Source organism: Alloprevotella sp. (assembly GCF_057240785.1).
Map to the genome: position 1 here is coordinate 83,392 of NZ_DBHHRH010000009.1, position 18,953 is coordinate 102,344.

The following is an 18,953-nucleotide window of genomic DNA, read 5'->3' on the forward strand; positions in this document are numbered from 1 at the left end:
CAATGCTACAGCACTTACACATAAGCAATTATGCGCTCATTGAAAAGTTAGATATCAACTTTTCAAATGGTTTCTCTGTCATCACAGGCGAAACGGGTGCCGGAAAAAGTATAATTCTTGGAGCCTTAGGTCTCATCATGGGGCAGCGGGCTGATGCTAAGGTTATCAAAACAGGAGAAAGAAAATGCTATGTTGAAGCTATATTTCAAGTAGAGGGGCTTCAACTTGAGAAGTTATTAGAAGACCACGACATTGATTTTGATGAAAAGGAATGTATTGTACGCCGCGAAGTCACCGTACAAGGAAAAAGTCGTGCTTTCATCAACGACAGTCCCGTTCCTCTCTCTTTTCTAAAAGAAGTGAGTAGTCATCTAATAGATATACACTCACAACACCAAAACTTACTTTTGGGGCATGAACATTTTCTCATAGAAACTCTCGATACTATTGCTGCCAATCCTCAAGTCTTATTAAACTACACGACACAATACACTGCGTGGCAACGTGCTACCACAGAATTAACTAGACTCCAAGAACAAGCAGAAAAAGACAAGAATGATACAGATTTTTTCAATTTTCAATTACAACAACTTGAAGAAGCGCAACTCATAGAAGGCGAACAAGAGCAGCTAGAAGAAGAGTCCAATACTCTTTCGCATGCAGAAGAAATCAAGCAGAGTCTTTTCCAGGCGTCAGGACTTTTTTCTGTTGATGAGCACAATCCCGTCACGGAGCTGAAAAGCAGTAGTCAGATTCTATCCTCTATACAAAAAGTTTTCCCCATTGCTGGAACCTTATCCGAAAGAATAGACAGTGTAAGAATAGAACTTGAAGATATTGCAGATGAACTAGAGCAGCAGCTAGAATCTGTTGAGTTTGATCCCGCACGACAAGCGTTTGTCGATGACAGACTCAATACCATCTATTCGCTCGAAAAGAAACACAATGTTGAAACTGTTGCAGAGTTGCTAACAAAGCAGGAAGAACTTAAGAACTTCATCAATAAAATTGAAAATATTGATGAAGAAGTAGCTAAGAAAACTGTAGAAGTCAACAAAGCAGAACAAGCAATGTATGCCGCAGCTAAGGAGTTGACTGTCAGTCGCCAAAAAGCAGCAGAAAAAATTGAAAAAGAACTCATCACTCAACTGCAAGAATTAGGAATGCCTGGTGTTCGTCTCAATTTCTCTTTTGAACACCGCAATCAGCCAGATAGTAATGGTGCCGATAAAGTAACGTTCCTCTTCAGTGCAAATAAAAATACGGCTATGCAGGATGTGGCTCAAATTGCATCTGGTGGAGAGATCGCTCGCTTGATGCTTTCCTTAAAAGCCATTATCTCACAAAGCCGAAACTTACCGACAATTGTGTTTGACGAAATCGACACAGGTGTTTCAGGTACTATGGCAGAAAAGATGGCTGAAGTTATGAATCGTATGGCGAAAAATTGCCAGGTTCTCTGCATTACTCACCTCCCACAAATTGCAGCTATTGGTGTCTACCATTATCGTGTATTCAAAAAAGAAAATGAACATGGAACATCTAGCCATATAGATTTGTTGTCCACCGAAGAGCGCATACAAGAAATTGCCAATATGCTTTCAGGCGCACAAATGACCGAGGCAGCCATCAACAATGCGAAATCCTTACTAAAACTTCAATAAAACATGCGAAAACTATTATTATCCTTCATTTTAACTTTATCTACACTTTTTCCCTTTATAGGTATTGCAGGTCCGTCTGACGCAGTCTTCAACATATTTACGTATAAAGCCGATGGTACTATATTGGCAAATGGCTATGGCTTCTTTATTAACGGCCAAGGGGAAGGAGTTGTCTCCTTCAATCTTTTAAAAGGAGCTTACCGAGCAGAAATTATTGATGCCAAAGGAAAGAAATTCAATGTAGTCCGTATCCTAGGAGCAAATAGCGTCCTTGACTTAGCAAAATTTCGTACTGATTCACACAAAACTCCTTTTTTAGAACAGAGTACGGCAACACCCGAAAATGGAACACTTCTCAACTTAGCAACCTACAAGAGCACCGGAGTTGCCGCCATTATAACGAATGTATCTGATTTCAACCAATACAAATACTTTGACCTTAATGCTCAAAATGTTGACAAGAACTTTGGTTGTCCCCTTATCGACAATAATCGGCGTGTAGCTGCCATCGTACAAAAGAACTTCACAAACGGAGCCACTACAGCTTGTGCTCTTGATATAAAAGCCATCAATACGCTCAATATCACAGAGACAGGTTCACTCAATCCCGATTTGAAGGAAATCAAAATTCAGAAGGCACTTCCTAATGATGAGAAAGCAGCATTGGCTTATATTTATCTTATGAGCTCTGCTGATAGTACGGCCTACATAACAACACTCAATGATTTCATTGAGACCTACCCAGACAATGCCGAAGGTTTCGTTAATCGCGGCACGTTCTATGCCACAAAGAAGCTCTATTCTCTCGCAGAGAAAGACTTTAAGACAGCTCTATCAAAAAGTTCTGAAAAGTCAACCATTAAAGCTGATGGCATACACTTTACTCTTAGTAAACTCATGTACAACGTTGCACTACAGACTTCCAATAATTCAGATTGGACCCTTCCGCGCGCGTTAGAAGAAGCAGAACTCGCCTATCAAGCTAATCCAAGTCCGCTTTATCTCATGCAACAAGGCCACTGTCTGTATGCCAATAAGCAGTATGATAAAGCCTACGATGCTTATAATAAAGTAAATACCACGAACTTTGCCTCTCCAGAGTCATTCTATGCAGCTGCCAACGCACTCTCCTTTATGAAAGGCGACAGCACAAAAATACTTGCTCTTCTAGATAGTTGCGTAAACCGCCTCAATAAACCTTATAGTAAGAACGACGCAAACTATCTCTTCGTTCGTGCTCAATATCTGACACGCCTTGGTAAGTTTCGCCAAGCTGTTGCAGACTACAATGATTATGAAAGTGCAATGGGACCTGCATCCCTTACTGCAAAATTTTATTATATTCGCGAACAAGCCGAACGTTCATGCCGTATGTACAAACAAGCCATTGATGATATCCGCTATGCGCAGACTTTGTCTCAAAAACCTGAATACTTCGATTATCGTCTCGAAGAAGTTTCCTTATGGCTTATTGCAGGCGAGTTCCAAACGGCAATTGATGCAGGAGAAGCCCTGATAAAGGAACTTCCAGATAATGCTGATGCGTACCGCTTACTAGGAATTGCCTATGGAGAACTAAAAAACAAGACAAAGGCTATTAGCTATCTGAACAAAGCAAAGCAACTCGGCGACACCTCAGTTGAATCTTTCATGAAGAAATACCAATAAAATCACATCTTTCAACCTTCTAATCTTGAACCTATGAGACAGTTGAAGATTCTGCAGATGATTACCAACCGCGAAGGAGAATCCTTAGAGCGGTACCTGCAAGACATTAGTAAGGAACCTACCATCAGTGCTGACGAAGAGGTTGAACTCGCACGCCGTATCAAGACAGGCGACAATGAAGCTCTCAACAAACTCGCTAGTGCAAATCTCCGCTTTGTAGTTTCTGTTGCCAAACAGTATCAAGGTCAAGGATTGAGCTTAATAGATCTTATTAATGAGGGAAATCTTGGACTCATCACTGCTGCGAAACGTTTTGATGAAACCCGCGGCTTTAAGTTTATCTCCTATGCAGTATGGTGGATCAGACAATCTATATTACAAGCATTGGCAGAACAAAGTCGCATTGTACGCCTCCCTCAAAATCAAGTGGGTTATGCCAGTCGCGTGATGAGATTCTACAATGAGTTTGTACAAAAGAACGAACGTAAACCCTCGATCGAAGAGATTGCAGATGGAACAGGTCTAGAACTAGATAAAATCTCCACGGCTCTACACTCATCGGGGAAACATATTTCCTTCGATGCGCCACTCGTAGAAGATGAGGATAGCTGTCTGCTTGATTTACTTTACAATCCAGAAAATGCAGCTACAGACAGTCACCTCGCCAACGAATCTCTGAAAGAAGAAGTAGATCGAGCTCTTCATCAACTACCGGAAAGAGAACGCCAAATTGTACAAATGTTCTTTGGTATCGGCTACCCCGAACTCAGCCTAGAGGAAATCGGCGAAAAGATGAATCTGAGTCGCGAAAGAGTCCGGCAAATCAAAGAAAAAGGTATAAGCCTTTTGCGCAATGCCCACGAAAGTACGATTCTGAAAACATATCTCTAATTTTTGAGACGCTCAAATCTGCAAGCACTTTTAGGTTACTTGCAGATTTTTTTTATTTATACAATGACCTGTCACATTTATGCTCCACCTTTTGATAAGGTCTACTATCTGTAAATATGTAATTTCTCATAAAGAGAATGATTTTCGGTTCGTTATCCATTATATAAGGAAGTAAAACTTGCGATTCATAGTAAAACACTATCTTTGCAGAGAAATAACAAATGAGAATGAAAAGGATATTCCTAAGTTTTATCGCCATGCTCATGGCTATAGCCATGCAAGCTAAAGATGATGGCAAAATTTATGTTTTTGGAGTAAGCACAAGTTTCAATGACTCCATTGTTTATATCTCTTCTGTGCAAGATTTACAAGGGGCTTCCCTTCAAAAGAAGACAGGTTTTCTTGAGTATCGCAGTTTCTATTCTGCAGAGTTTCAACATTTTTTAGAATCTAAGTACCAAGGTAATCAAACTTGCGCTATTTTCTTTGCAACAGATCGCAATAAATTAGAGAAAAAATATTTGAAACTTCGCAAAAGACTGAGCAAGGGAAAACCTGATACTCTCAAAGAAATATCTGCCTCTGACTTCCAATTCAGTGTGCCTGCAGTTCAGAAAACTGAAGAACAATAATTTTATCAGACTTTCAAGAAATGAATAAGCAAGACCTTTCTTTCTGCATTGCTGGGGCCTACTTGCGCGTTCTCTTTTTAGACGACGTTGACGGCCGCCACTATCTAGAAACATACGCTCCATTTTACGTTAAAGAAACCAAGGAAAAGCTAATGTTTACAATGACTGTTGGCGATGGACTCGTTAATGATAAGCCTGAAGGTTCAGAGGTAGGACAATTTGACTGTGGAGGCAATAACCACGGCGTCTACTTATTACCCAATGGAGGCTATAAGATGATTATTTCCAACCTGAATGGCGAAAAAGCATGTGCTCTCCGGACCAATGCCAACTTTTCCGATTGTCAGATATCCCTCTTTGGCGAACTTCCCAACAGAGCTTTTGGTCTTAACAATGCAATGATGGTGGCCTTTGCCTTTGCTGGAGCGCACCATAATATATTGCTTATGCACTCCTCTGTGGCTCTACACGATGGCCGTGGCTACTTATTCTTAGGAAAGAGCGGTACAGGAAAGAGTACTCATAACGATTTATGGAATAAATATATTCCAGGAACAGAAATCCTAAACGACGATAACCCCGCAATACGTATTGTGGACGGAAAGCCATTTGTCTGTGGAACTCCGTGGAGTGGAAAACGTAATTTCTATCGTCAATTAAGTGTTCCCATAGGAGCTTATGTACGTTTAGAGCAGGCTCCAGAAAATATCATTGAGAAAGAACACAAACTACAGGGATTTGCCACAATTCTCTCTTCATGTTCCACCATGATTTGGGACAAACCCTCCTACAACGCTATCTGTGACACAGCCAGTGCGGTAGCCAGTGTGATTCCAGTATTTCATTTAAAAAATCGCCCAGACGAAGAAGCTGCAAAGATGAGCTTCGAAGCATGTACGGGCAAGAAATATGTTTTCAAAAACGCTGAAAAAGCATGAAAACAATCTCTCTACCTAACGACATATTTATCCCTCAAATCAAAGATTTAATAGACGAAGGACACACAGCTACGTTTCATGTCCGCGGCTTTAGCATGCGTATCTTTGTAGAAGATCGGCGCGACAAGGTATTGCTGGGCCCGTGTAACGAGAAGCCCAAAGTGGGCGATGTAATCCTTGCCAAAGCATGCCTCTGCGGAGCAACGCCAGACGAGATTATCAGTGCACCACACTATGTTCTCCATCGTATCATTCAGATTGAGGGCGACAAAATCATCCTCCGCGGGGATGGCAATATCATAGGAAGAGAAGTATGTGAACAGAAGGACATTGTGGGAATAACCTTAGGATTTTATCGCAAAGGCAGACAGAAGCCCGACTTAGTAACAGGACTAAAATGGCGCATCTATTCACGCATCTGGATATTTCTCACACCTGTTCGTCGGTGGATTTTAGCTGCATATCGGCACATTTGGCTTCGCCTTTTCCCCATTAAAATTGAACAATAAACAAAGAAAAAAAACATGCGAATAAAGAAAGGATTAGAACTCCGCGATGTATGCGGAGAAAAAGTTATCATCCCACAAGGAATTGAAAACCTCGACTTCAGTAAGATGATAAACCTCAATGAATCAGCAGCCTTCCTATGGGAAAAAGTGTGCAACGATGATTTTTCTGAAGAACAGCTTACAGCAGCTCTTTGCGAAGAATACGACGTCGATACTCAAACAGCTCAACAAGATGTTCACGCTCTCGTTGAGGAATGGAAAAAACTAGGAATAGTCGAAGCTTAATGTCTTCTCAGGAACTATTAAGCGCAACCAGATTTTTGTAACTCTTTCTGGTTGCGCTTCTTCTTTCCAAAAAATTCAATATCGACAATAAAGAGCAAACTAGGGGCGGCCTATTAAAGGCCGCCCCTATCATTGGATCAATCTTTAGATACTAGCGAATCTTGCTAACAGGATTTCCAACCTTAGCAAAGCTATGGAAGAAACTAGGATTACCTTTTACAGTAATAACTGGACCCTCAACTTGCTTTGTTGTAGGATTGTAGATATAAAATCCATTTGCTTTTTTATTGGCACTACCAAAAACAATCACATTCTTATGGCGTGCGATAGCAACCCCCTGAGGATTAGAAACTTCCATTCCAGGAATCACACTCATTGTTTTCTGCTTTAAGTCAATCTCTATAGGAACATTCGTCATGCTCACATAAGGATTCTCTGTTCCTTTGGGATCAAGAGCGAAGGAGGTGAGATAAGCATAAGCTTTGCCGTCACCTGCATAAAGGATTGTACTAAGAAAATCTGCATGTTTGGTAGACAAGCCTGCAACTTCTGTCTTATTAAGGTGAATACAATAGTTAGGATCAATATCTGTTGAACCATTCTTGATGCGCACGATTCCTCCAGGGAATTGTGGAATAAAGCCAAACGCACCAATACAATTGATATAGATATTCTTCTGTTCATCCATAAAGATAGAGCCAGCATCAATCGGTCGTGTTGCAAAACTCAATCCCAGAGTTGTATTGACAATGTGTTTTTCTATTTTATCTGTCTTCGTATCTATCAACGCCAACTCAATATTATTGCGCGCTGGCATATATTGTGCATTCATTTGGTTGAGACCGACAAATAGTTTACCATCGCGGATAATCATAGCAGCAGGCGAAACATTTGTTTCTGGCTGTTTGAGCGAATTAAGATCAATATCTGTTAGTTTCGTCATCGTTTTTGGATTGAAAGCCATAACGATTCCAAGTCTTTGCAAACTGACGTATGCTTTTTCGCTATTAAGTTCCACAATATTGGTAGCAGCAGCCCCCGCGGGGATTGGCAGAGCTCCCTGTTTCATCCATTTTCCGGCAGCATCCAAGCGATAGCGTACAATCTCTGCCTTTGTATTGCCCATATAGTCAGGAAAAGCATAGATATTTCCAGATTCTGTTACAATCGGAGTAGAGCCAAAGCCCACGGGAATGCTGTTTGAATTGTCGTAACTTCCTGGTATCAAGTCGGTAAGTGCCTGCATATAGACACTTCCACTATTCCCTTCAGGATTTGTAATACCTGTGGCAAAGACTACCCCTGAAAAAGTTTTTCCGCGAGGATTAGGAGTTGGGGTAGGAGAAGGATCATCCTTACTACAGCCACAAACAAGAGCTGCCACCATGGCAACTGCAAGCATTGATTTTAGATTTCTCATTAGTTATATTTTAGAATTAAAAATTATTGATTGCCTACTTAAATAAATATCTCACCTTAAAACTCACATAACGGCCTGGTAGAGGGCGATTCAGTTCAGAAACAACACGGCGGTCTGCCAAATTCTTCACTTTCAGTGTGAATGTCCAGCGATTATTCTTCAAGCTATGTTCCAAGGCTACATCCATCGTGAAAGAAGTGGGAATCTTGCGCTCTTGATAGCGACTCACCTCAAAATCATAGAAATACTGATGAATATAGGACGCATCGAAAATAAAGCGAGAATTTTGCCCCTTTCCTCCAAAGAGATTTTCTTTGTGAAATTCTGCTCCAAAATTGAATAGCAAGTAGGGCACATTTGGAATACGCTTGTTGTAAGTGGGATTCGCTACAGCCGTACCAGGGATATTCTGTCTAACATCGCGCAAGTCTTGATAAGTTCCGTTGGCATAAAGATAAAGCCATTGCAAAACATCTCCTTTCGCATCCAGTTCTACTCCTTTCGTACTCACACTACCAAAATTGCGATATCGCGCCATAGTTGGTATCATATCAGGAGTAAAGCGTATCATATCATTCAAATGATTATAGAAGGTATTCAGTTCCAATTCAATGAGACGCCCATCTTTTCTCACACGACGATAGAGCAAGCCAAGATTCATACCTGTTGTGCGCTCGGGTTTTAGAGCTGGCGAGGCTAGAATAGAAGAACCATTACCGATAAGCTCTTCGCTTGTTGGGATACGAACCTCAGAATTGAAGGAAGCTTTGAGCAGCAAGTTGGGTGTGAACTTGTAGCGCATAGCATCACTGAATCCTACATATTTTTTTGAGATATGGATAGGTTCTGGTGAAGTTACAGAGAATACGCTGATGCTGCGAGAATGGGACGAGAAATAAAAGTTTTTCAGCGTAAAGGCATTTTGAAATCGTCCGTCAAAAAGCGATAAATCATAGGAAAAGCCAACTGTAACGGTTGTCATTTTACTGGGAAAATTAGATTTAAAGCCTAGAGCCTTATCCATTAACGAATCGCTAGGATTCAACCGTGTGCGGTCGGCATAGATATTAAGATTGATAGAATGATGCTCATCGATCGTATAGCCCATATTAAATTTTGAGATAAATTCTTTTGATTTATTCTTTCCATCCGAAGGATAATTATTCTGTTCTCCACCAAAAGAAGACACAGGCGGCAATTCTCGCCCATCCCAATCGTAGCGATTTTTAGCCTTATCTTGCAAACCATACCAGCTCCAAACATATCCAGCACCAAAGTCGAAATCAAGACCATCAAGGAAGAAGTTCTTGCGTTTCAGTGAGAATGCTGTCACAAAACCGCAGGAGTGATTGAAGGCCTCTCTCACATCAAGGTCAATGCCTTGCACCTCTTGCCGCGTTTTCGTGAAAACAACCTCCAACTTCATTTCATCAAACCACCATTTTGTAGCTTTTATCGATCCTCCTCCTATGATCTTCTTGAAACTATCGTGATCTCTTTTCACGATACGATTGTCAAGATTTGCCAGCATCATCTTGTAGTTGTTCTTTGAAAAAGAAAATACACCTCCTAAGCCAAATTGCAAACCACTCTTACGGTTAGTCCACTTAAAAATGGGTGATGCTTGATGAGTATTGAACGAACCAGACTCGTAAGAAAAGTCCATATAAACAGGAGGATACTCTTTTAGAACCACATTTACGGCTCCTCCAAGTGCAGAACCTCCAAACTTATATGGTACTATACCTTTATATACTTCGATACGCTCAATCATATCTGTAGGAATATCGTTGAGCGCTACGAAATTGCCTAACTGAGACATTGGTGTTTCATCAATATACATTCCCATGCGTTTCCCCTCAAGTCCACGTACGGAAATGCGCGAAGCACTGCCCAAGCCCCCCGTATTCCTTACCGTAATGCCCACGGTGCGTGCCAAAACATCATTGATATTTGAAGCCGTCCCCTGCAACTGCCGTTGCCCGATAACGGAAATAGGCATAGCAGATTCTTTCAGCGCGCGAATTTCACTTCGTGCCACTACCGTAGCTTCGCCAAGAGTTTTTTCAGTGCTTTGCAATGAGATATTGTGAGACATACTATCCTTCACGATCAATTCCTGCTGCACGGACTTATAGCCCACACACCGCACGAGAAGCAACACACGTTTGTTCTCTGCCACAGCTAAGTGATAAGCACCTGTGGCATCCGTGGTCGTCTGCTTTTTTGCCTTAGCAATCGATAGTATAACCCCAGAAAGAGGTTCACCAGTTTTGGCATCGGAAACCTTCCCGTAAATCACAGATTCTTGTGCCAGAACAGAAAGTATTCCCCCAAAGGAAAGGCACACAAAAAGCAGAAATCCCCTACTCTTTACCTCCTTTATCCAGGAAAACAACTTAAAAAAAGGATTATTCGTGGTCATTATTTTTGTCATATAAGCCGAAATTTAGTTTTTTATTTAGAATAACGATATTCTTCGTTAGAGCTCTTCCACGTAAGGATAGGGATGCCAAACAAAAATAGCGATGACAAACCAGACTGCAACGATTCGTTTTCGCATGCAAAAGTAGAAAGAAAGCAAAAAAACTTCCATACCCTAAAAATAGTAAAACAAGAAGAAAATTCCTTCACATTTTAACGCTCTCTTATCGCACTTTAAACAGTCGTAGTTCAAGTCTTCAAATAGCAGTACAAGAGATTTCAAAACAAAAAGATTTGTAAAGAAAATTTACATTCCAAGCACCCGAGAATGGCTTAAAATCCAACTAAAAGGCCGCAGAATGAAAATAACGCAGTTTTGGCGCATCACTAAAATAGGCTTCTTTTCAATTTCTCAAGGAGAAATTTTATTTTCTATACTACAAATTTTATTTTCTCCTTGAGAAATTGAAAATACAATAAGGAGAATTTTGAACGCAATAATGATTTCAGCTGACATCTTTATTGCATTTTCAGACAGAATAAGGAAAAGAAAGCACTTTTTGAGAGAAAGAACCTGCAAGAAAGTAGGATTCTTCCCTCTTCTCGTGAGAATTCTACGCGTTTCTATACCATTTTCCGAAAAAGAATACAACTTTCCATGCTAGATTAGAAAAGTCAATTGTCAATAAAAAGGTCTGTAACAGAAAGAAAATTATTCAGCATTTCTCATTTCCTATTAAATTGGAAAGAAAATATGTTGAGAGATAAAAAAACAGCAATAATTTGTTTTTCTATCATTTCAAATTACTGTAATAATAGTACCACCAATAGGTATCACCATATAGGACAGCTAAGACATTGGCGCGTTCATACTCAGAGGGATAATTGTTGCGCTTATCTATGAAATCTTGATAATTAGCCTCCATCAATTCATTTTTATACTGAATCTGTCTGTTGGAACGAATACGCTGATAAAGTATTAGAGCTTCAGCGTAAGCACGAGGTATAGACAACGTATCGCTAAAAGCATGATATTTGCAAAACTCACTCACAAAACGATCTATTTGCTTGTTGAGCAAAAGTCCACAGAGATAATAATCGCGCCCTGGAGTGAACAGAGCATAAGGACGATACTTTGCTCCCCGCTCCAAATACTGAGAGGCAGATTCTCCTCGATGCGGCCAGACTCCAATTTGCCGAAAAATGGCGGAAGCTTGAAAGGGCGTACGTTTTGCATCATTGTGATGAAGAAGCAACACACTATCTCCAACATTTTGTAACGGATAGCGAAAGAGTTCATCTGCAATACTCTTTCCAGAACGGCTTTGAGCATAAGCTCGCATGGCTGTGATAACCGAAGTGCCTGGAGGATTTACGGAACAATCAAGCACGCTCCGATATTTTCCTTCAGAGATGAACCGCGCCATCTTGAGTTCTTGATGAAAATAAGTATCAGCATTTCCTGCCAATCCCATATAGGCAACAAGTGCTAAGAGCCACATACAATGCCATGTAAGGCGAGGCACCAAACGATAGCTCGCCCGTTTGCGATCCTTCTCCTGCCTGCGATAATCAATGCGATGCTGAAGAATCCAAAAGGCGAGACAAAACAATGTGACCAGCAAAGAGACCCAATTACAATACGGCACAAAAGATGTAAGCAGAACTGCAACAATGGCGGAGGGCAAAAAAGTGAGCGTATAATGGCGATCACGAAAATAGATAGTTTTACTGACCAATCGTTGCAAGAGCAGAAGCGAAAGAATGAGAAGCCATGGCCCAGCAGAAGTGTCGTAGAAATTATCTTTCCCTAATAGCTTGTCAAAAGTGAAGACAATAACATCTCGCTCATAGGAAAGGACATAGACCAAAGCAAAGAGCATAAAGAGTGCGCACAAGATTGCACGCACTCGCTTACGTCTGATATAATCTGCTATATTCATGTTCAGCTTTATCAGAAATTAAAATCTCCAGCTACATAAGTCTTACTTTTTCTCCACAGTTTTGCGCAAGACAAGACCAATACGAGCTGGAACATAGAGTCGCAACCAACCTTTACCATCCTTTTTGAGTAAAGGATCTGACATTGTCTCTATGCGCACACTATCGTCAATAAGACCATGCCCACCAAGAGAACAGGAGTCTGTATTCAGAACAATATCGTAAGAACCTTCTGGAACTTGGAAACCATAGTCGACGAAACTACGCTGAGGATCTAAGTTATAGACGAAGAGAAGATCACCACGACTATAAGCCAATATCTTATCACCATCATTGTGCCAGACCTCAACTACGGGCAATTTCTGGAAGTTGCGTTCCGATTTAAGAAGCTCGAGCATCAAACGGTCAAATTCTCCCAAATACTGATAGCACAGTTCTTTGTTGTCCACCAAGTTCCACTGACGGCGTGCGTACTTATAGCTCCATCCATTTCCTTCACGGGGGAAATCTATCCATTCGGGATGGCCAAATTCATTGCCCATAAAATTGAGGTAACCACCGTTGATGGTTGATGCCGTTAAAAGACGTATTATTTTATGTAGAGCAATACCGCGATCCACACCTGCGGTTTCATCGCCAATGCGGAAATGCCAATACATTTCAGAATCTATCAAGCGGAAGATAATCGTTTTGTCGCCCACAAGTGCTTGGTCATGGCTTTCACAATAGCTAATATTATGCTCATCTGCTCTACGGTTTGTAAGCTCCCAAAAGATAGAACTTGGCTTCCAGTCTTCATCGCGAAACTCTTTTATCAACTTAATCCAAAAGTCGGGTATATTCATGGCCATACGATAATCAAAGCCATACCCTCCATCTTTAAATGGTGCAGCAAGACCAGGCATTCCGCTCACCTCCTCAGCAATAGTAAAGGCTGAAGGCTTCACTTCATGAATCAGGAGATTAGCCAATGTTAGATATGTGATAGCGTTTCCGTCTTGATGACCATTGAAGTAATCGCCATAACCATTAAACGATTCTCCAAGTCCATGACTATAATAGAGCATCGAAGTGACTCCATCAAAGCGGAAGCCATCGAAATTAAATTCTGTCAGCCAATATTTGCAATTAGAGAGAAGAAAGTGGATAACTTCATTCTTTCCATAATCGAAACAAAGACTGTCCCATGCCGGATGTTCGCGACGCTCGCCAGCATAAAAGAACTGATGAGGGTCGCCACAAAGATTCCCAAGGCCTTCTACTTCATTCTTCACTGCATGACTTTGCACTAAATCCATAATAACGGCGATGCCATGTTTGTGGGCCTCATCAATGAGCTGCTTGAGTTCTTCTGGCGTACCAAACCTACTAGAAGCTGCAAAGAAACTACTGACATGGTAACCAAAGCTACCATAGTAGGGGTGCTCCTGAATAGCCATTATCTGGATACAGTTATAGCCATCCTTAATAATACGTGGAAGGATATTCTCGCGAAACTCATTGTAAGTGCCCACTTTCTCAGCATCCTGTGCCATACCGATGTGGCATTCATAAATAAGGAGGGGATTTCGCTTTGGGCGGAAGGTTTTCTTCTTAAAGACATATTTTCCAGCAGGGTCCCAAACTTGTGCGGAAAAAATCTTTGTGGTATCATCTTGTACTACTCGCTGACACCAAGCTGGGATACGTTCACCTGAGCCTCCATCCCAATAGACCTTCATTTTATAAAGATCACCATGCTTCATAGCAGACAAAGGAAGATTTATCTCCCAGTTGCCAAACGTACCTACAGGTTTTAGCTCAAATTCCTCTGATTCTTTCCAACCATTGAAGTCGCCAATGAGAAAAATTTTAGTAGCATTGGGTGCCCACTCACGGAAGATCCATTTTCGAGCCGTACGATGTAAGCCGAAATACAGATGCCCATCAGCAAAATCAGACAAACTGATTTTCCCTTCTTGAGTGAGTTGGTTGAGTTTCCATAACACGTGATCGTGGCGACCTTGAATGGCATCATTGTAAGGCTCTAACCATGAATCATTCTTCACGAGCTTCAAGAGTTTCTTTTTTTGTTTCATGATAATCAAATTACCCCTTTAGCACAAATGCTTATAGTGGAAAGATTGCGTTAAAAGGTTTTTAGTTAAAGTTTCTTATAGGAAAATATAAAAGAATGAGGAGAGATTATGACTTTCCTCCTCATCTAAATTTTAGTGTCATTGTTTGCGGCCGTGGCTATAGACTCCTTTTGAAGTTACATTACCATTACGATCATACTCTACATATTTCCCGTCCTTCTCATCATCCATGAAAGAACCATCGAAACGAGAACCGTCAGCATAAACTACAGTGAACTTTCCATTCTTTTTATTATTACGGAATGTGCCTTTATACTTTTCGCCTGACTGCATACGCAAAACTCCTTCGCCATCCATCATATTGTCCTTCCAATAGCCTTGATACTCATAGCTATTTTTAGATTTATAGGTGCCATATCCATTTCGCTTATTATTTTTCCACTGCCCCGTGTAGGACGCTTGTCCTTTCCAAGTATATGTGCCCTGCCCGCTCTGCTCTCCGTTAAGAAATTGTCCTACATAACGATCACCATTGGCATAAGTAAAGACACCCTCTCCCGTACGCTCTCCTTGAAGATACTGCCCTTCGTAGACATCACCATTCTTAAACTTATAGATGCCTTTCCCATCTTGCATATCATTTTTCCAATCACCTATATAGTAATCTCCATTGGCGTAGAAGAATGTACCACGACCATTGCGCAAGTTATCAGACCAATTCCCCTCATATTTGGAGCCATCTTTCCAATCAAAAATGCCAGATCCTTCCTTTTTGTCATCAGCCCACATCCCTTTGTAAAAAGCACCACTCTTATAGGTATAAGTACCTTGTCCCACACGTTTATCCTCTTTCCATGAACCATTATAGACATCTCCATTATAATAGTACATTATGCCTTGACCATCTTTGGTATTCTTAAACCAAAGTCCATCGTAACGATTATTATTCAAGGCATAATATATTCCACGGCCATGCTGTAAATCTTGGAACCATTGACCTTCATACTTCTCTCCCGTGGCATAAACCATCGTACCAGAACCTTGTCTTTTGCCTTTCAGATAACTTCCTTCGTATACGTCTCCATTTTTGAAAACAGTCTTACCATGCCCATTAGGTTTACCACTAAAGAGATCGCCTGTATAAACAGATCCATCACGAAAGACAAAAGAGCCAACTTGTATCTTTTGAGCTCCAACAGTGAGAGTAGAAAAGGACAGTAGAGATATTAAGATGCTATTGCGAATGTTCATAATTTACTGATTATTTGAAAGAAATATTTCGGCACGCTGCAAATCTTCAGGAGTATCAATGCCGATGGTCTCTATATTGGTCTCCTTCACCTTTATGGTAAGCCCTGCTTCCAACCAGCGAAGTTGTTCGAGCGATTCACTTTGTTCAAGAATTCCCTGAGGGAGTGATGTTATCTTGGCTAAAATGTCTACACGATAAGCATAAAGTCCGATATGTTTGTAAAAAGTGTGATGCTGTAACCACTTTTCTTGTGGAATGTTTCTCAGATATGGAATAACACTTCTACTAAAATAAAGAGCATTACCGTCATTGTTCATTACGACTTTAGGAGAATTGGGATTCAACAACTCAGAAAGAGGAGCATCAGAAGCAAAAGGTTTCACCAAAGTAGCTATTTCAGTGAAAGAAGTATTAAAACAATCTTTTATAGCCTCTAATTGAGACGCAGCAATGAAGGGTTCATCACCTTGAACGTTTACAACAACATCATATTTATTACCTTTAGCTTCCAGCTTCTGCAAAGCTTCGAAACAACGATCTGTTCCGCTCTTGTGATCAGTGCGTGTCATTACGGCCTTACCACCAAAACTCAAAACAACATCATAAATACGTTCGTCATCCGTAGCAACATAAGCATCAGAGAAGACTTGACTGACACGTTCATAAACGCGTTGAATAATATACTTTCCTCCTAAACAAGCTAACGGTTTGGCTGGAAAGCGTGTTGAGGCGTATCGTGCGGGAATTAAAGCTAAGAATTTCATATTTTAATCAAATAAATGTTCCCCCGTGACTTGAGACTTTCCATGAGAAGCTGGTGCAGATTTTTCTTTATTTGGCTCTTCCGCATTATTAGAAAAAGAATCGTCAGAACTTGATAAAGAAGAAGCTTTTGGTTTCCCACTAACTGACTTAGTTAGTTGCTCATAGGGAAATTTCTCATTCGGTGAATAGCCCAAAGCTGTATTACGATAAATCTTTGTAAGATAATATGCAAAAATAGGAAGAGCAGTTTCTGCACCTTGCCCCATCGCTGTAGAATTAAAATGAATATCGCGATCTTCGCCACCTACCCAACAAGCTGTCACTAATCGAGGAACAATTCCAACGAACCAGCCATCGGCATTATTATTCGTTGTACCAGTTTTACCTGCCAATGGGCCTTCAAGCTTAAATTTATAATGCAGACGTCCTGCTGTTCCACTATTAACAACTCCTTCAAGCATCTTTAGCATATTATAGCTGCTCTGCTCCGAGATGACCTCATTCATGCGCGGAGTAAACTCAGCCAAGACATTACCCTGGCTATCCTCAATGCGAGATACAAGTAATGGTGCACAACGAATACCCTTATTTACAAACATCGTGTAAGCACTTGCTAATTCGCCCACGGTAATTTCACATGGACCAAGACATAACACCATTGAAGGGTAAAGTTTATAAGTGGATATACCCACTTCACGCAAGAAATCAATCAATCGATGTCCTGAAGGATCTATTTGAGCCATTAAGTTTGCCGTTACCCAGTTGTTAGATTGGGCAAGTCCCCAACTTAGAGGAACATGTTGACCGTACCGACTGCGACTGCCATTTCTTGGAGTCCAACCGCCATAAGAACGTTGAACATTAGCCACTGTATAATTCGGACTAAGACCATCCTCCATTGCCATGGCATAAACGAAAGGTTTCATAGTAGAGCCAACTTGTCTACGCCCTACCATAGCCATATCATATTGGAAATGTGTAAAATCAAGTCCTCCGACATAGGCCTTCACATAACCAGATTGTGGTTCAATAGAAATCAAGCCTGCACGCAAGAATGATTTATAGTATTTGATTGAATCCAATGGGGTCATAACGGTATCTATCTCTCCATGATAGGAAAAGACTGTCATATCAGTTTTCGTATGAAAAGCCTTGCGAATTTCTTCTTCAGAAGCACCTGCTGCTTTCATCGCACGATAACGATCACTCTGTTGCTCAGAACGAGCTAAAATAGAACGTAATTGAGTCTGAGAAATTGAAGACGTATACGGGAAATTCGCACTTTCCTTTTTCTCTTTATTAAATTGTTTCTGCAAATAATTGGCAACATGCCCATAGACTGCTTCTTCTGCATCTTGCTGCATACGACTATCAATTGTCGTAATGATACGAAGTCCGTCAGTATAAATATTATAATTAGAACCATCACGTTTGGTATTTTTCTTACACCAACCATAAAGTGGATCTTTTTCCCAAGAAAGACTATCTTGATAGTATTGCTGTTCCTGCCAAGCCATATAATCCTTCCTATTGGGTTTCTCTGCCATCATGATACGTCGGAGATATTCACGCAAATAAGCTGCCTGACCATCTTTATGATCTATACGACGAAAATGAAGCCCCAAATCTGTCAGTTTTAGACTTTCCGACTCTGCAGCTGAGAGATATCCTCCTTTTACCATCAAATCAAGCACGACATTACGACGTTCTTGAACTCGCTCTGGCTCTCGTACGGGATTAAAGTAAGCAGGATTCTTACACATTCCCACAAGCATTGCACATTCAGACACAGACAAATCTTTGGGACTTTTATTAAAATAGACTTTTGCTGCTGTCTTTATACCGACAGCATTATGTAAGAAATCAAAATAATTAAGATACAACGTCATTATTTCCTCTTTGGTATAATGACGCTCAAGCTCTACAGCAATAACCCACTCTATAGGCTTTTGAAACAAACGCTGTAAAGTATTTGAAGCAGTAGAAGAATATAATTGCTTAGCAAGCTGCTGCGTGATTGTAGAGCCTCCTCCTGCACTGCGTTGCCCCATAAAGCCACGCTTTACAATGGCGCGTAACACGGCGCGGCCATCTATGCCACAATGGTCATAGAAACGCGAATCCTCTGTTGCAACTAAGGCTTCAAACATATGAGGCGAAATACTGTCTTTAGGGACAAAGATACGGTTTTCCTTTTGAGACCACGTCCCTAACATTTTTCCATCAGCAGAAAAAACTTGAGAGGCATATTTGTCAATAGGATCATTCAGTTCATCCAAGGGAGGCATATAACCAATCCATCCTTGCTTTATGGAAATTACACCTAGAACGCATATAGCGACAAGTGCGCCATAGACGTACCACATAATGCGTATTAACTTCTTCTTCATTCCGCAGTTTTCAACAAGGCTAAAGCCTATATTACCGCAGCAAAGTTAAATAAAAAGAAGCATTTTGACTACTTTCTCTCGCTCAAATCATATAAA

The 18,953-nt window shown here is 40.8% G+C and carries 14 protein-coding genes; 7 read left to right on the top strand and 7 right to left on the bottom strand.

Translation table 11 applies throughout. The features are described from left to right. Positions 1-2 precede the first annotated feature (2 nt). The 7 genes from recN (at position 3) to ACO4R2_RS02695 (ending at position 6,587) form a co-directional block, all read left to right on the top strand. Positions 3-1,664, top strand: a complete 1,662-nt coding sequence (gene recN / locus ACO4R2_RS02665; protein WP_484769061.1) for a DNA repair protein RecN — start codon at positions 3-5, stop codon at positions 1,662-1,664. A gap of 3 nt (positions 1,665-1,667) precedes the next feature. Next, positions 1,668-3,332 (top strand): tetratricopeptide repeat protein, encoded by a 1,665-nt coding sequence (locus ACO4R2_RS02670; protein ID WP_484769062.1) that lies wholly within the window; start codon positions 1,668-1,670, stop codon positions 3,330-3,332. Between the two features lie 33 nt (positions 3,333-3,365). Next, positions 3,366-4,223, top strand: coding sequence for a sigma-70 family RNA polymerase sigma factor (locus ACO4R2_RS02675; protein ID WP_311490308.1), 858 nt, complete (start codon positions 3,366-3,368; stop codon positions 4,221-4,223). Positions 4,224-4,450: 227 nt separating this feature from the next. Beyond that, positions 4,451-4,855 (top strand): hypothetical protein, encoded by a 405-nt coding sequence (locus ACO4R2_RS02680; RefSeq protein WP_484769063.1) that lies wholly within the window; start codon positions 4,451-4,453, stop codon positions 4,853-4,855. 20 nt (positions 4,856-4,875) lie between these two features. Further along, positions 4,876-5,793 carry a hypothetical protein gene (locus ACO4R2_RS02685; RefSeq protein ID WP_484769064.1) on the top strand — a complete coding sequence of 306 codons (918 nt, stop codon included), beginning with the start codon at positions 4,876-4,878 and terminating at the stop codon, positions 5,791-5,793. Next, positions 5,790-6,302, top strand: a complete 513-nt coding sequence (locus ACO4R2_RS02690; RefSeq protein ID WP_484769065.1) for a peptidase S41 — start codon at positions 5,790-5,792, stop codon at positions 6,300-6,302. Before ACO4R2_RS02685 ends, ACO4R2_RS02690 begins: the two co-directional genes overlap by 4 nt. A gap of 15 nt (positions 6,303-6,317) precedes the next feature. Then, positions 6,318-6,587 carry a PqqD family protein gene (locus tag ACO4R2_RS02695; protein WP_311490304.1) on the top strand — a complete coding sequence of 90 codons (270 nt, stop codon included), beginning with the start codon at positions 6,318-6,320 and terminating at the stop codon, positions 6,585-6,587. Between the two features lie 151 nt (positions 6,588-6,738). On the opposite strand, the gene ACO4R2_RS02700 is transcribed toward ACO4R2_RS02695, so the two are convergent. The 7 genes from ACO4R2_RS02700 to ACO4R2_RS02730 form a co-directional block, all read right to left on the bottom strand. Then, on the bottom strand, positions 6,739-8,007 hold the full coding sequence (locus ACO4R2_RS02700) for a hypothetical protein (protein ID WP_484769066.1): 1,269 nt from the start codon (positions 8,005-8,007) through the stop codon (positions 6,739-6,741). A 34-nt stretch (positions 8,008-8,041) separates the two neighbouring features. Continuing rightward, entirely contained in the window at positions 8,042-10,309 is a 2,268-nt protein-coding gene (locus tag ACO4R2_RS02705; RefSeq protein ID WP_484769067.1) for a TonB-dependent receptor, read from the bottom strand. Positions 10,310-11,225: 916 nt separating this feature from the next. Continuing rightward, positions 11,226-12,374 carry a DUF6057 family protein gene (locus tag ACO4R2_RS02710; protein WP_484769068.1) on the bottom strand — a complete coding sequence of 383 codons (1,149 nt, stop codon included), beginning with the start codon at positions 12,372-12,374 and terminating at the stop codon, positions 11,226-11,228. A 42-nt stretch (positions 12,375-12,416) separates the two neighbouring features. Then, entirely contained in the window at positions 12,417-14,450 is a 2,034-nt protein-coding gene (locus tag ACO4R2_RS02715) for an alpha-amylase family glycosyl hydrolase (protein ID WP_484769069.1), read from the bottom strand. Positions 14,451-14,588: 138 nt separating this feature from the next. Continuing rightward, positions 14,589-15,701, bottom strand: coding sequence for a phosphatidylinositol-4-phosphate 5-kinase (locus ACO4R2_RS02720; protein ID WP_311490299.1), 1,113 nt, complete (start codon positions 15,699-15,701; stop codon positions 14,589-14,591). Between the two features lie 3 nt (positions 15,702-15,704). Further along, a complete protein-coding gene (gene kdsB, locus ACO4R2_RS02725) occupies positions 15,705-16,466 on the bottom strand; it encodes a 3-deoxy-manno-octulosonate cytidylyltransferase (protein ID WP_311490298.1) in 762 nt (253 codons plus the stop codon). 3 nt (positions 16,467-16,469) lie between these two features. Further along, complete coding sequence (locus tag ACO4R2_RS02730) at positions 16,470-18,857, bottom strand: transglycosylase domain-containing protein (RefSeq protein WP_484769070.1); 2,388 nt, start codon at positions 18,855-18,857, stop codon at positions 16,470-16,472. Between the last annotated feature and the right edge of the window lie 96 nt (positions 18,858-18,953).